This is a genomic window from Pandoraea sp. CB10b_02 (genome assembly GCF_002216225.1).
Lineage (GTDB): Bacteria > Pseudomonadota > Gammaproteobacteria > Burkholderiales > Burkholderiaceae > Pandoraea > Pandoraea nosoerga.
The window spans coordinates 354,838-368,043 of record NZ_NJGW02000001.1 but is presented as its reverse complement, the minus strand read 5'-3'; the positions used below and the strand labels follow the sequence as shown (position 1 = coordinate 368,043).

The 13,206-nt window shown below is 66.7% G+C and carries 12 protein-coding genes; 11 read left to right on the top strand and 1 reads right to left on the bottom strand.

The features are described from left to right. The first annotated feature begins 20 nt into the window (after nucleotides 1–20). From fdhF to CDN36_RS01455, 6 genes are all read left to right on the top strand, one after another. Entirely contained in the window at nucleotides 21–2,906 is a 2,886-nt protein-coding gene (gene fdhF / locus CDN36_RS01480) for a formate dehydrogenase subunit alpha (protein WP_287495827.1), read from the top strand. A 24-nt stretch (nucleotides 2,907–2,930) separates the two neighbouring features. Beyond that, the gene (gene fdhD / locus CDN36_RS01475) at nucleotides 2,931–3,887 is read left to right on the top strand and encodes a formate dehydrogenase accessory sulfurtransferase FdhD (protein WP_502920321.1); all 957 of its coding nucleotides are present in this window, start codon (nucleotides 2,931–2,933) and stop codon (nucleotides 3,885–3,887) included. A gap of 77 nt (nucleotides 3,888–3,964) precedes the next feature. Beyond that, entirely contained in the window at nucleotides 3,965–4,207 is a 243-nt protein-coding gene (locus CDN36_RS01470) for a formate dehydrogenase subunit delta (protein ID WP_150554500.1), read from the top strand. Nucleotides 4,208–4,304: 97 nt separating this feature from the next. Further along, the gene (locus tag CDN36_RS01465) at nucleotides 4,305–4,550 is read left to right on the top strand and encodes a hypothetical protein (RefSeq protein ID WP_150554499.1); all 246 of its coding nucleotides are present in this window, start codon (nucleotides 4,305–4,307) and stop codon (nucleotides 4,548–4,550) included. A 183-nt stretch (nucleotides 4,551–4,733) separates the two neighbouring features. Continuing rightward, nucleotides 4,734–5,090, top strand: coding sequence for a hypothetical protein (locus CDN36_RS01460; RefSeq protein WP_150554498.1), 357 nt, complete (start codon nucleotides 4,734–4,736; stop codon nucleotides 5,088–5,090). 84 nt (nucleotides 5,091–5,174) lie between these two features. Then, nucleotides 5,175–5,936: a phytanoyl-CoA dioxygenase family protein gene (locus CDN36_RS01455; RefSeq protein ID WP_287495825.1), complete on the top strand. Its 762-nt coding sequence runs from the start codon at nucleotides 5,175–5,177 to the stop codon at nucleotides 5,934–5,936. A gap of 75 nt (nucleotides 5,937–6,011) precedes the next feature. On the opposite strand, the gene gor is transcribed toward CDN36_RS01455, so the two are convergent. Continuing rightward, nucleotides 6,012–7,373 (bottom strand): glutathione-disulfide reductase, encoded by a 1,362-nt coding sequence (gene gor, locus CDN36_RS01450; RefSeq protein WP_150554496.1) that lies wholly within the window; start codon nucleotides 7,371–7,373, stop codon nucleotides 6,012–6,014. 557 nt (nucleotides 7,374–7,930) lie between these two features. On the opposite strand from gor, the gene CDN36_RS01445 reads away from it, so the two are divergent. The 5 genes from CDN36_RS01445 (at nucleotide 7,931) to CDN36_RS01425 (ending at nucleotide 13,188) form a co-directional block, all read left to right on the top strand. After that, nucleotides 7,931–8,443 carry a hypothetical protein gene (locus CDN36_RS01445; protein WP_287495824.1) on the top strand — a complete coding sequence of 171 codons (513 nt, stop codon included), beginning with the start codon at nucleotides 7,931–7,933 and terminating at the stop codon, nucleotides 8,441–8,443. Nucleotides 8,444–8,758: 315 nt separating this feature from the next. Further along, on the top strand, nucleotides 8,759–10,249 hold the full coding sequence (locus tag CDN36_RS01440) for a DASS family sodium-coupled anion symporter (protein WP_150554494.1): 1,491 nt from the start codon (nucleotides 8,759–8,761) through the stop codon (nucleotides 10,247–10,249). Between the two features lie 26 nt (nucleotides 10,250–10,275). Then, the gene (locus CDN36_RS01435) at nucleotides 10,276–11,328 is read left to right on the top strand and encodes an Ldh family oxidoreductase (RefSeq protein WP_287495823.1); all 1,053 of its coding nucleotides are present in this window, start codon (nucleotides 10,276–10,278) and stop codon (nucleotides 11,326–11,328) included. 118 nt (nucleotides 11,329–11,446) lie between these two features. Then, on the top strand, nucleotides 11,447–11,872 hold the full coding sequence (locus CDN36_RS01430) for a F0F1 ATP synthase subunit epsilon (RefSeq protein ID WP_150554492.1): 426 nt from the start codon (nucleotides 11,447–11,449) through the stop codon (nucleotides 11,870–11,872). Between the two features lie 515 nt (nucleotides 11,873–12,387). Next, nucleotides 12,388–13,188 (top strand): enoyl-CoA hydratase/isomerase family protein, encoded by an 801-nt coding sequence (locus CDN36_RS01425; protein ID WP_287495822.1) that lies wholly within the window; start codon nucleotides 12,388–12,390, stop codon nucleotides 13,186–13,188. Nucleotides 13,189–13,206: the final 18 nt, after the last annotated feature.

Sequence of the window (13,206 nt, the reverse complement as noted above, 5' to 3'; positions counted from 1 at the left end):
GCGGGCAGGGAGGACGACACATGATTCATCCGAACGCATACGTCAGGCCGGGCCACGACCGGGACATGGGGACGCCGCTGCGTCAGAGCGAGACGAGCGTCACGCTCGAGATCGACGGTCAGGCGGTGACCGTGCCGGCCGGCACGTCGATCATGCGCGCCGCGGCGGGCAGCGACGTCAACATCCCCAAACTCTGCGCAACGGATTCACTGGAGCCGTTCGGCTCCTGCCGGCTGTGTCTGGTCGAGATCGAGGGACGCCGCGGTTATCCCGCGTCGTGCACCACACCGGTGGAGCCGGGCATGAAGGTGCGCACGCAATCGCCCAAGCTACAGGCGCTGCGCCGCAACGTGATGGAGCTCTACATCTCCGATCACCCGCTCGACTGTCTGACGTGCGCGGCCAACGGCGACTGCGAGCTGCAGGACATGGCCGGCGTGACGGGGCTGCGCGAGGTGCGCTACGGCTTCGACGGCGAGAACCATCTGCACAGCGGGAAAGACGAGTCAAACCCGTATTTCACTTATGATCCGTCGAAGTGCATCGTGTGCAACCGCTGCGTGCGCGCCTGCGAGGAGACGCAGGGCACCTTCGCGCTCACGATCTCGGGGCGTGGCTTCGAGGCGCGCGTCTCGGCCGGTCAGGACCAGCCGTTCATGGACTCCGAGTGCGTCTCGTGCGGTGCGTGCGTGGCCGCGTGCCCGACCGCGACGCTGCAGGAAAAGACCGTCATCGAGATGGGCCAGCCAGAGCACGCCGTCGTGACGACGTGCGCTTACTGCGGCGTGGGCTGCGCCTTCAAGGCCGAAATGAAGGGGGGCGAGGTCGTGCGCATGACGCCGTACAAGGACGGCCGCGCCAACGAGGGCCACGCCTGCGTGAAGGGCCGCTTCGCGTGGGGGTACGCCACGCACAAGGAGCGCATCACCAAGCCGATGATCCGCCGCCGGATCACCGACCCGTGGCGCGAAGTGTCGTGGGACGAGGCACTCGACTACGCCGCCTCGGAATTTCGCCGTATTCAGGCGAAGTACGGGCGCGACGCCATTGGCGGCATCACGTCTTCGCGCTGCACGAACGAGGAGACGTATCTGGTGCAGAAACTCGTGCGCGCGGCGTTCGGCAACAACAACGTCGACACCTGCGCGCGCGTGTGTCATTCGCCGACGGGCTACGGGCTCAAGCAGACGCTCGGTGAGTCGGCCGGCACGCAGACGTTCAAATCGATCGAGCATTCGGACGTGATTCTTGTGATGGGGGCGAACCCGACCGACGGCCATCCCGTGTTCGCCTCGCGGCTCAAGCGCCGCGTGCGCGAGGGCGCGAAGCTCATCGTGATCGATCCGCGGCGCATCGACATCGTCGACGGCCCGCACATCCTGGCGGCGTTCCATCTGCCGTTGCGCCCGGGGACCAACGTGGCGATGATCAACGCCCTTGCGCACGTGATCGTCACCGAGGGACTGCTCGATGAGGCGTTCATCGCCGAGCGCTGCGAAGACCGTGCGTTCGCGCAGTGGCGCGAATTCGTGGCACAGCCCGAAAACTCGCCCGAAGCCGTCGCCGTCGTGACAGGCGTGGACGCCGAGCAGATCCGCGGCGCGGCGCGCCTGTACGCGACAGGCGGCAATGCGGCGATTTACTACGGCCTGGGCGTGACCGAGCATGCACAGGGCTCGACCACGGTCATGGGCATTGCCAACCTGGCGATGGCGACAGGCAACGTGGGGCGCGAGGGCGTCGGCGTCAATCCGCTGCGCGGGCAGAACAACGTGCAGGGCTCGTGCGACATGGGGTCGTTCCCGCACGAGCTGCCGGGGTATCGGCATGTTGCCGACTCGCTGGTGCGCGGGGAATTCGAAGCGGCCTGGGGCGTGACGCTGCAGGCCGAGCCGGGGCTGCGCATTCCGAACATGTTCGACGCGGCGATCCACGGCAGCTTCAAGGGGCTGTACTGCCAGGGCGAGGACATCGTCCAGTCCGACCCCAATACGCAGCATGTGGCCGCGGCGATGCAGGCCATGGAGTGCATCGTGGTGCAGGACATCTTCCTGAACGAGACGGCCAAGTACGCGCATGTGCTGCTGCCCGGCACGACGTTCCTGGAGAAGGACGGCACGTTTACCAACGCCGAGCGCCGTATCTCGCGCGTGCGCCGCGTGATGGCGCCGGTGCCGGGCATGGCGGACTGGGAAGTGACGATCGCGCTGGCCAAGCGACTTGGCTACGACATGCCGTACTCGCATCCGTCGGAGATCATGGACGAGATCGCGCGGCTTACGCCGACATTCCGGGGCGTGAGCTACGAGAAGCTCGACCGCCTGGGCAGCCTGCAGTGGCCGTGCAACGAGGAGGCGCCCGAGGGCACGCCGATCATGCACGTGGATGGTTTCGTGCGCGGCAAGGGGCGTTTCATCATCACGCGCTACGTGCCGACCGACGAAAAGGTCACACCGCGCTACCCGCTGCTGCTCACCACGGGGCGCATCCTCTCGCAATACAATGTGGGGGCGCAGACGCGCCGCACGCACAACGTCCACTGGCACGACGAGGACCGGCTCGAGATCCATCCGCACGACGCTCAGGAGCGCGGCATCAAGGACAACGACTGGGTCGGCATTCGCAGCCGCGCGGGCGAGACGGTGTTGCGCGCATCGATCAGCGAGCGCATGCAGCCCGGCGTGGTGTATACGACGTTCCACTTTCCCGAGTCGGGAGCGAACGTCATCACGACCGACAACTCGGACTGGGCGACCAACTGTCCCGAGTACAAGGTCACGGCGGTGCAGGTGCTGCCCGTGGTGCAGCCGTCCGCGTGGCAGGCGAAATATTCGACGTTCAACCGCAAGCAGCTCGAGTTGCTCGATGCGGCCCGCAACCCCTCCGAGCCGGTTCCGGCGAAGTAGGGCGGCGCTTTCCGGAGTCCGTGTTTGACGATGTCCAACCCCTTGCGCGACCGGGCCGCCGGTCGCGACACTTTTCTCGATGGCGAGCCGCACGGCAATGGGCTCGCGGGGACCATGAGCACCATGAACGCGGTGGGCGCCTCGTGCGACGTGGCGCCTGCCGCGCTCGACCCCGAGCGTCTCACGACGCATGCGTCTTTCGACGTGCGTCGCTTTCGGCACGGCGCCTGGCAACACGCGAGCGACGAGCTCGCGGAGGAAGTCCCGGTGGCGTTGGAATTCAATGGCATCTCGCACGTGGTGATGCTCGCGAGCCCGGCCGACATCGAGGACTTCGCCGTCGGCTTTGCGCTGTCCGAAGGGATTCTGAATGATCGCCGCGAATGCTATGGCGTGGACGTCTCGGCAACGACGCAGGGCATCACCGCGCATCTCGAGGTGTCGTCGCGCGCCTTTGCCGGCCTCAAGGAACGCCGCCGCAACCTGACCGGGCGCACCGGCTGCGGCCTGTGCGGCACGGAGAGTCTCGATCAGGTCCTGCGCCCGTTGCCGGCGGCCGGCGAGCCGCTGCGGGTTTCGCACGCGGCGCTGGCCGCCGCACACGCCGGTCTGGCGGCGCATCAGCGGCTCAACGCCGTGACCGGCGCCGTTCATGGCGCGGCGTGGTGCTCGCCGCACGGCGAAATCCTGTGCCTGCGCGAGGACGTGGGGCGCCATAACGCGCTCGACAAGCTCATTGGCGCACTCGCGCGGCAGGATCTACGCTTGGACGCCGGCTTCGTCCTGATGACGAGCCGGGCCAGCGTCGAGATCGTGCAAAAGGCCGCGCAGGTCGGCATTCCGATGGTCGCCGCCGTGTCGGCCGCCACCGCCCTGGCCGTGCGCACGGCGAGCGCTGCCGGCCTCACGCTCGTGGGCTTCGTGCGCGGTGAGCAATGCGTCATCTATACCGGCGGTGCGGCGCTTGAGCGCGGCGGCTGAGTCCGGCTCCCAAGTACCGAGAACACGGATAGCGCTGACAACGCTGGCAGCATAACCCCCCAGGAGCGAGATTTCCGATGGACGGCAACAACCTCGTGCGCATGGCCAATCGCATTGCCGACTTCTTCGAGTCCCTGCCGGATCGCGAGGAAGCGGTGGCCGAAGTCGCTGCGCATCTGCGCAAGTTCTGGGACCCGCGCATGCGCGCCCACATTCTGGCGATGGCCGACACCCCCGCCGCCGACGCCATGCACGCGCTCGTGCGCGAGGCGCTGTCCCGCCACCGCGAACGCCTGGCGCCCGCCGGCCCGGTTTCCTGAGCGGCGGCGCCGGCAGCTCACGCCGAGGTACGCTGCTCGCGGTATAGTGTGGGGAACGGTCGCGCACCGGGCGTGACCTTCACCAGCGGAGGACTTGATGAGCGATACCCGCAAGCCCAGCCCACAGCGTCCCCAGCAGGAAGACGAAGTGGAACGCGACCTCGACGAAGGGCTCGAGGAGACGTTTCCGGCGAGCGACCCGGTCTCCATTGGCGTCGACAAACCCAAGCGTGTTCCCGCGTCGCGCACCGCCCAGGGCAAGCGCCTTGACGAGGGGCTCAAGGAGACATTTCCGGCAAGCGACCCGGTGTCGATCGACACGGGCAAGACGCCGAAGCCCTGACGATGGCGGCACAAAGGCGGCCGATCGGGTGCTATTCCGGACAGATCCGCCGCACAGCCCCGCCGCACGGGGCCGACGGCCGAAAATAAATAGCCGGCCCGGCGCGGGTTTGCCGCCCGGCCGGGCCGAATTCGTGGCAAAATGCCGCGCCTGACTCTCTCAGGCAGGGACTGTAGGAAATCAATGGCGGCAGGTACGGTAAAAAAAGTTCGACGCTACGCGCTGGAGACCATCGACGTGATGGGACAGAGCGGGCTGGGCGTCGTCGAGCGTCCGGATGGGCGATTCGTCATGTATCCGGAGTACTGGACGCAGACGCAGGCGCTCAGCCAGAAGATGCGCACGTTGTACCGCCGCAATTGCCAGCTCGAATACCAGTTGGCGAAACTCACGCGTGAACTGGACCGTCTGCGCAGCGTAGTCGACACGCCGCGTCCTGCCGGTAACCCGCAGGCTACGCTGCCGGGGACGGACGTGCCGCAGCCCGACCCCAAGCCGGCCGCCGAGCTTGCGCCCCGACGACGCAAACGCGCTGCCTGAGTCGGCCGCGTGATCACGCTGTCCACCGTTTCATCGTCGAATCTTTCGCCAACCAGCCATTTCCCGCCTGCTTCGCCGACCGCCATGGCGCTTACCGCATCGCAACTCGACACGTTCCGTAACGACGGTTATCTGATCCTCCCGCGCTATGTCGCGCAGGCCGAGTGCGAGGCCATGCTCGCTGACGCGCGAGCGCAATTGGCAGCGGCGTCGGGGCCGCTCGAATTCGAGGCGGACGTGGGCTATGCCGGCGCGCCGGCCTCGCGCGAGGCCGAAGGCGGACAAACCGTGCGGCGCCTGCTCAAGGCCTACGACCGGGCAGATACATTGCGCCGCTGGGCGACGCGCCCGGACCTCGTCGAGTCGCTGGCGCAGATCTTCGGCGAAAACGTCGTGCTCACGCTGGCGCACCATAACTGCGTGATGACCAAGCATCCGCACTTCGGTACGGCCACGGGCTGGCATCGCGACATCCGCTACTGGTCGTTTCCGCACAATTCGCTCGTCTCGGTGTGGCTCGCGCTTGGGCCGGAAACCCGCGAAAACGGTGCGTTGCGCTTCATCCCGGGCTCGCATCGCGAACAGCTCCAGCCGCACCAGCTCGACGCGCTCGATTTCCTTCGTCCGGACGAACCGGACAATCAGTCGCTCGTCGCTCGCGGCAGGCAGGTCGAGCTCGCTCAGGGAGACGTTGTCCTGTTCCACAGCGGTCTGTTTCACGCGGCCGGCCGCAATGAGGGCGATGCCACCAAGTTTTCCGTCGTGTTCGCGTATCGCGGCGAGAGCAACCCCCCTGTGCCCGGCACGCGCTCGGCGTCGGCCGGTGAGGTGCCGCTCGGCCGCTGAGGCCAGTTCGGCTGTCCGGTGCTTCGGTGTCCGGTGTCAGGCCCTTTTGAGGACGCGGCGCGGACTCCACCCCTTTCACGCCACGGGCGTGCGCATCGTGACCCACTCCTCGGCGGACGTCGGATGCACGGCAAGCGTGCGATCGAAGTCCGCCTTGGTCGCGCCCATCGACAGCGCGATGCCGAGCAACTGCACCTGCTCGCCGGCGTGGTCGCCAACCATGTGCGCGCCGACGATCTTGTCGGTCGCCCCGTCCACCAGCAACTTCATCAGTGTCCTTTCCTGCCGTCCCGACAAGGTCGCCTTGAGCGGGCGGAAGCTCGCCTTGTACACCTTGAGTTGCGCATATTGCGCCCGCGCTTCGCTCTCCGTGAGACCCACGACGCCGATCTCCGGCGTGCCGAAGACGGCCGTCGGGATCAGCTTGTGATCCACGCGCGTCGGCCGCTCGCCGAACACGGTGTCCGCGAACGCCTGGCCTTCGCGAATCGCCATCGGCGTGAGGTTCACGCGGTCGGTCACGTCGCCCACGGCGAAGATCGACGGTACGTTGGTGCGCGAGAACTCGTCGACCATCACGGCGCCGCGCTCGTTCAGGGCGACGCCGCTCGCGGCCAGCCCGAGCCCCTGCGTGTAGGGCACGCGCCCGGCCGCGCTGAGCAGTACATCCGTCTCGTGCGTGCTGCCGTCGCACAGCGTCACGCGCAGCCGGTCCTGCACCTTGTCCGCCCGTGCTACCGTGCGCTCGAGCAGGATCTCGATGCCGCGCGCCTTGTAGTCGGCTTCGAGCGTGGTGCGCACGTCTTCATCGAAGCCGCGCAGCAGGTGCGGGCCGCGATGCACGAGCGTGACCTTCGAGCCCAGTCCCGCGAAGACGGCCGCGAACTCGATCGCGATGTAGCCGCCGCCGATGATCGTGATGCGCTCGGGCAGCGCGGCCAGATGGAAGACTTCGTTCGACGAAATGGCGTGCTCGCGTCCCACGAAATGCGGCTGGTCGGCGGGACGCCCGCCCGTGGCGATCAGGATGTTGCGCGCCGTGATGCGCTCGCCCGTGGCCGGCAGCACGACCGTATGCGGGCCCTCGACGACGGCGCGCGCCTCGATGAGTTGGGCGCCCGCGCGCTCGAGATTGGTGCGATAGATGCCTTCGAGCCGGGCGATTTCGCGATCCTTGTTCGCAATGAGCGTCTTCCAGTCGAAGGCGGGCGAGGGCACTTGCCAGCCAAAGCCGGCGGCATCCTCGAACTCGTCGGCGAACCGGCTCGCGTAGACGAGCAGCTTTTTCGGCACGCAGCCGCGAATGACGCACGTGCCGCCCACGCGATACTCCTCCGCTACCTTTACTCGCGCGCCGTACTGCGCCGCCACGCGCGCCGCGCGCACGCCGCCGGAACCGGCGCCGATCACGAAAAGATCCACATCGAACTGAGGCATTGCTGACTCCTTGTTGTCTGGCGGCCCACCACGCTCGCTCGCACGAGTGCGCGCCTCGACGCGAGTGCGCCGCCATGGCTGACGTTGAGCGATTGTGCCAGAGAGCGGCGTGCCGCGCCGGCTCGGCCGGCCGGTTCGTCGAGGATTCGGACTGCGCCGATCGTCGTACCCGAAATTCCTTACACGGCATGGGTCGGCGCTGCGACTTTCGTCCGTGATCCGATTCGTCAATCGGGGTTTTCGCACGGGTGTGCGCTTTTGTTGATGCGCATCAATGCCCCGCAGGGAGTGCAGGCAGAGAATCGAAGGCGTCGGTAGTCGATCTGTGTTTCCCGGCGCGCATGGGTGGCACACGAGGCCGTTCAGGGCGTATTGCTGCGACGGCATCTCGGCACGTCGATGTTTCCAAATTGAAACACTTCGCGGGCGTCGCTCCGGCATGACACGAACGGTGAGGTTGGAAGTGCATACGAATCAAAGGGTTGTCCTGAGTGGCCCGAAAGTTGCTGCAGGTAGGGCGATACAGGCGGGACGTACCGCCGGCACTCGAGGTTGTCATGACGAAGTCGCACTCCCGCCTCATGGGCGCCATGATGGCGCTGGCGTTGCTGTGTTCTGTGTGGATACCGGCATCGGCACATGCCGCGAATCCGCCGGGGACTCCGGGTTCACCGGGGTCGCCGGTCATCAAGAAGCCCACGGCGGCCGGCGTCACGCACGGTGCCCGGCCGTCCCGGGCTGCGCGCGCGAAGCGTGCGGCCCGGGCGCCGGCCTTCGCGCCGCCCGGGTCTCCACCGCCTGCACTCGTCGGCGCCGCGCCGGCGCCGTGGCACGACGTCTTCGGAGAAGCGGGCGCCTGGGCGGCCGAGCCGATCATCGTGAGCGGCCGGACGTTGAACGGCACGCTCGGCAATGCGGGTGTCGCGCATCCGGCACCGGGACTGATCACCGGACCCCGGGCGGGTCTCACCGGCCTTTACCAGACCGTCTGGCATCACGCGCTCGCGACCAACGTGTCGAGCCCGCAGTGGTTTGCCGGCGCCCCGGAGTACTTCGGACTCCATTTCTAAGCCGGTTCGATTCGCTCGAGCGCCGGGGGCGCCCGAGCCGGCGCGTCGTCTGCGCCGCCCGGGTCGCGGCACGGCGCAGCGCTGCCCGCCAGCCCCCCACCCGCACTCCCACCCACACTCACGCCCACGCCTGCCCGGCCCCCGCCACGCCCTCGCGCGGTGTGCCGTGTCGCGCCGGCCGTGCTTTCGACCCGGTCGCCTGTTCCACGCTTGCTTCGCCAGGACCGATGCGGTTAGGATTAACCCGCAGTTCAAGCGTGGCATCTCATCAAGACATGCCGACTGCCGGCATGCCAATCCGTTCTGGAGCCCCCTATGAGCACGCCTGAAGTCTCTGTGCAAAGTCCTCCCCAGAAGAAAGCGGTTCCCATCGGGTTGATGGCGGGTGCGATCGTCCTGATCGCCGTACTGCTGATTCCCATGCCGGACGACCTGCCCGTAGCGGGCCATCGCATGCTCGCGATTCTCGCGTTCGCGGTGGTCGTATGGATCACCGAAGCCGTGTCCTACGAAGCGAGCGCCATCATCATCACCTCGTTGATGGCGTTTCTCGTGGGCACCGCGCCGACCGTGCAGGACCCCGGCGTCGAATACGGCACGTCGCGCGCCATCAGCATGGCGCTGGCCGGCTTTTCCAACTCGGCGCTCGCACTGGTCGCCGGCGCGCTGTTCATCGCCGCGGCGATGACGCTCACCGGGCTCGATCGACGCATCGCGCTCGTCACGCTCTCGAGGATCGGCACCAGTACGCGCCGTGTCATGGTCGGCGCCATCGCCGTGACCATCCTGCTCTCGCTCGTCGTGCCGAGCGCCACCGCGCGCAGCGCGTGCGTGGTGCCAATCATGATGGGTGTGATCGCCGCGTTCGGCGTGGACAGGCGCTCGAACATCGCCGCCGGCATCATGATCATCGTGGCGCAGGCCACCAGCATCTGGAACATTGGCATTCAGACGGCGGCCGCGCAGAACCTGCTGACCGTCGGCTTCATGGACAAGATGCTCGGCTCGCGAATCACCTGGGCGGAATGGCTGGTGGCCGGCGCGCCGTGGGCCATCATCATGTCGGTGATTCTCGTGGTGCTCGTGCTCAGAATGATGCCGCCCGAGGCCGACGCCATCGCAGGAGGCAAGGAGGCCGTCGAGGCGCAACTGCGCGAGATGGGACCGATGACGAGCGCCCAGAAGCGTCTGCTTGCCGTGTCGATCGGCCTGCTGCTGTTCTGGGCGACGGAGGGCAAGCTGCACCGCTTCGACACCACGTCGGTGACCTACGTGGGTCTGGTCGTGCTGATGCTACCGCGCTTCGGCGTGATGACCTGGAAGGACGTGCAGTCGCGCATTCCCTGGGGCACCGTGATCGTGTTCGGCGTCGGCATCAGTCTCGGCACCGCGCTCCTCACCACGCAGGCGGGGCAGTGGCTCGGCAATCACGTGGTGGCGGCAACCGGCCTCGACTCGCTCTCGACGCTGTGGGTCTTCGCCATCCTGTCGGCGTTCCTGGTGCTAATCCATCTCGGCTTCGCGAGTGCGACGGCGCTCACCTCGGCCATGCTGCCGATCCTCATTTCGGTGCTGCAGACGTTGCCCGGCGACTTCAACCGGCTCGGCATGACGATGCTGCTCGGCTTCACGGTGAGTTTCGGTTTCATCCTGCCGATCAACGCGCCGCAGAACATGGTGTGCCTGGGCACCGACACCTTCACCGCGAAGCAGTTCGCGCGCGTCGGCATCGTGGTCACGATCATCGGTTACGCAATGCTGCTGCTCTTCGGCGCGACATATTGGCGCTGGCTGGGCTGGTTGTGAGTCATGGCAATCGAAAAGGAGCCATCATGCGTATCCCTCTGAAAGACGCCACCGATTTCGGCAAGCAACTGCTGCTCGCGCAGGGCGTGCCCGAGGACATTGCGCTGGACGTCGCGCAGCATCTGGTCGAGTCCGATCGCGTCGGCTATGCCAGCCATGGCCTGTCCATTCTGCCGACATATCGCAAGGTGCTCGAAGACGGCCAGGTCAATCCGACCGGCCGCCCCACGGTGCTCACCGACCAAGGCAACCTGCTGCTCTACGACGGCAATCGCGGCTTCGGCCAGCACGTGGGCAAGTTCGTGCTCGAGCATGCGATCGCGCGCGCGTTCGACAAGGGGGTGTCGATCCTGACGCTGCGCAACAGCCATCACCTGGGCCGGATGGGCCAGTACGGCGAAATGGCCGCGTTGCAGGGGCTGGTGTTCATGGCGTTTACCAACGTGACGAACCGGCAGCCGATGGTGGCGCCCTATGGCGGCAGCGAACCGCGCCTGACGACCAATCCGCTGTGCTTCGCCGGGCCGCTGCCGAACAATCGTCCGCCGCTCGTGGTGGATATGGCGACGAGCGCCATCGCGATCAACAAGGCGCGCGTGCTGGCGGCCGAAGGCAAGTCGGCGCCGCCGGGATCGCTCATCGACGGCTACGGCAACCCGTCGACCGATCCGAACACGCTCTTCACGGAGCCGTTCGGCGCGCTGCTGCCGTTTGGCGCGCACAAGGGTTACGCACTCGGCATCGTGGCGGAACTGCTCGCCGGCGTGCTCTCGGGCGGCGGCACCATTCAGCCGGAACACCCGCGCGCGGGCGTGGCCACGAACAACATGTTCGCCATTGTGCTCAATCCGCAGGTCGACTTCTCGGCCACCTGGCGCTCGCACGAAGTCGAGGCGTTTATCGAATACCTGACGTCGTGCCCGCCGCAGCCCGGCTTCGACCGCGTGCAGTATCCGGGCGAATACGAAGCGGATAATCGCAGGAAACATCACGATCACATCGATCTGACGGCGCCCATCTGGGAGTCGCTGGTGAAGATGGCGGCCGAGTTGAGCGTGGCGCCGCCGCGTACACTGTGAAATCGGCAGCGCCCGGCGGCGCGTTCGTGGCGAAACGGCGCCGGCAAGGGCCGGCGCGCCGTGAAACAGGCATGAGCATGGTAACGCCCGCGAGGCGTTGCCGGGAGAAGTGATACGCATGGCATTGATCAAGGTGGACGTCGTCAGCACCGAGCGCTCGATTTTCTCGGGCGAAGCGCGCTTCGTCGAAGTGCCGGGCACGGCGGGCGAGCTCGGCGTGCTGCCCGGGCACACGCCGCTGCTTACCGGCATCCGTCCGGGAACGGTGCGCATCGAGGCGGCCGACGGCTCGCAGACGTTCCTGTACATCGCGGGCGGTTTCGTCGAAATCCAGCCCGATCGGGTCACGATCCTCGCCGATACGGCCATGCGCGCCGACAGTCTCGATCAGGCGCGTGCCGAACGCGCGCGCGAGCAAGCGAAGGCATTGCTCGAGCAGCAATCGGACGACATCGATTACGCCAAGGCGCAAGCCGAGCTTGCCGAGGCCGTCGCACAGTTGCAGGCCATCAAACGCATGCGCAAACAGAACCAGGCCGGGTAGGGGTGAGCGCAACGCCGGACTCGCTGCCTTGCGTCATGTGACGTGCCGTACCCGTGGTGCGTCGCCATCCCGATCTCCCGCCGACGCCCGTTCCTTTCATTCGTCCGTTGTGTCCGTTGTGCCCGTTCTGTCCGGGCCGCCGGCCGCGCCGGCGCCACAACGCGTTTTTTCGCTGACGTCTCGTCGCGCGATCCCCCTCCTTCTGCTCTTCCTTCTGCTTCTGCTCCTCCTCGCGCCGACATCTTTCTGACGTCGTCCGCGCTCGCCCCGATCCCCCGCCCATCCAGTCCCGCGCGCTCCATCGCCAGTCCGCCGGGAGCATCGCCGCCTTTTCGTCGCGCCCGAGGTGCAACCCGCCTGAGGTAAACCCTGAAGCGAATCGGCTTGCACCGTTTTTTTGAAATAACTATATTGCTACCAAATAAGAGTTATTGCAGTGAGATAAAAATTTAGCGATTTTTGCGATGGTCGCAAGATCGTCTTTCAACGCACGCGTTCGTGCCCCTGGAGTTCAAATGAGCGAGACAGCAAAGCAAACGGAGCAGGAAGTCCTCTTCACGCAGGTCGGCAAGGTGGCGGTGATCACCTTGAATCGTCCGCAGGCGCTCAACGCCTGGACCATCGCCATGCGCGAACTGATCATTGCGGCGCTCGAGCGCTACAACGCCGACGACGGCGTGGCCGCCGTGATCATGACCGGCGCGGGCCGCGCCTTTTCCGCCGGGCAGGACCTGGGCGAGGCGAAGCACTTCGACGGCGACACCGCGATCGAATGGATCAAAGGCTGGGAGCATTACTACGACGTGATTCGCAGCCTGAAAAAGCCGCTGGTGATGGCGCTCAACGGCACGGCCGCCGGCTCGGCGTTCCAGGTGGCGCTGCTGGGCGACATTCGCGTCGGTCACCCGGGCGTGCGCATGGGGCAGCCGGAGATCAACGCGGGCATCGCGAGCACGACCGGTCCGTGGATCATGAATCACATGCTCGGTCTGTCGCGCACGATCGAACTCACGCTCACCGGCCGCCTGATGGATGCCGACGAATGCCATCGCCTGGGGCTCATCCACCATCTGGTGCCCGAAGACAAGGTGTTCGAGAAGGCGCTGGAGGTGGCGACCGAACTGGCGGGCAAGCCGCCGGTGGCGATGCGCCTGGACAAGCAGCGTTTTCGCGAGATGACCGAGGGCACGTTCCAGGACGCTATCGCGGCCGGCATGCGTATCCAGCGCGAGTCTTACGAGTCGGGCGAGCCGGCGCGCATGATGGCCGAGTTCTTTGCCAAGCGCGCGGCCAGGAGCGGCACGACCAGCGCCTGACGATCAGGGCCGCCATCG

What these genes read in the sequence shown, in the direction of transcription:
- fdhF (WP_287495827.1), top strand. Translation starts at nt 21, where the DNA reads ATGATTCATCCGAACGCATACGTCAGGCCGGGCCACGACCGGGACATG.
- CDN36_RS01470 (WP_150554500.1), top strand. Translation starts at nt 3,965, where the DNA reads ATGGACGGCAACAACCTCGTGCGCATGGCCAATCGCATTGCCGACTTC.
- CDN36_RS01465 (WP_150554499.1), top strand. Translation starts at nt 4,305, where the DNA reads ATGAGCGATACCCGCAAGCCCAGCCCACAGCGTCCCCAGCAGGAAGAC.
- CDN36_RS01460 (WP_150554498.1), top strand. Translation starts at nt 4,734, where the DNA reads ATGGCGGCAGGTACGGTAAAAAAAGTTCGACGCTACGCGCTGGAGACC.
- CDN36_RS01455 (WP_287495825.1), top strand. Translation starts at nt 5,175, where the DNA reads ATGGCGCTTACCGCATCGCAACTCGACACGTTCCGTAACGACGGTTAT.
- gor (WP_150554496.1), bottom strand. Translation starts at nt 7,373, where the DNA reads ATGCCTCAGTTCGATGTGGATCTTTTCGTGATCGGCGCCGGTTCCGGC.
- CDN36_RS01445 (WP_287495824.1), top strand. Translation starts at nt 7,931, where the DNA reads ATGACGAAGTCGCACTCCCGCCTCATGGGCGCCATGATGGCGCTGGCG.
- CDN36_RS01440 (WP_150554494.1), top strand. Translation starts at nt 8,759, where the DNA reads ATGAGCACGCCTGAAGTCTCTGTGCAAAGTCCTCCCCAGAAGAAAGCG.
- CDN36_RS01435 (WP_287495823.1), top strand. Translation starts at nt 10,276, where the DNA reads ATGCGTATCCCTCTGAAAGACGCCACCGATTTCGGCAAGCAACTGCTG.
- CDN36_RS01430 (WP_150554492.1), top strand. Translation starts at nt 11,447, where the DNA reads ATGGCATTGATCAAGGTGGACGTCGTCAGCACCGAGCGCTCGATTTTC.
- CDN36_RS01425 (WP_287495822.1), top strand. Translation starts at nt 12,388, where the DNA reads ATGAGCGAGACAGCAAAGCAAACGGAGCAGGAAGTCCTCTTCACGCAG.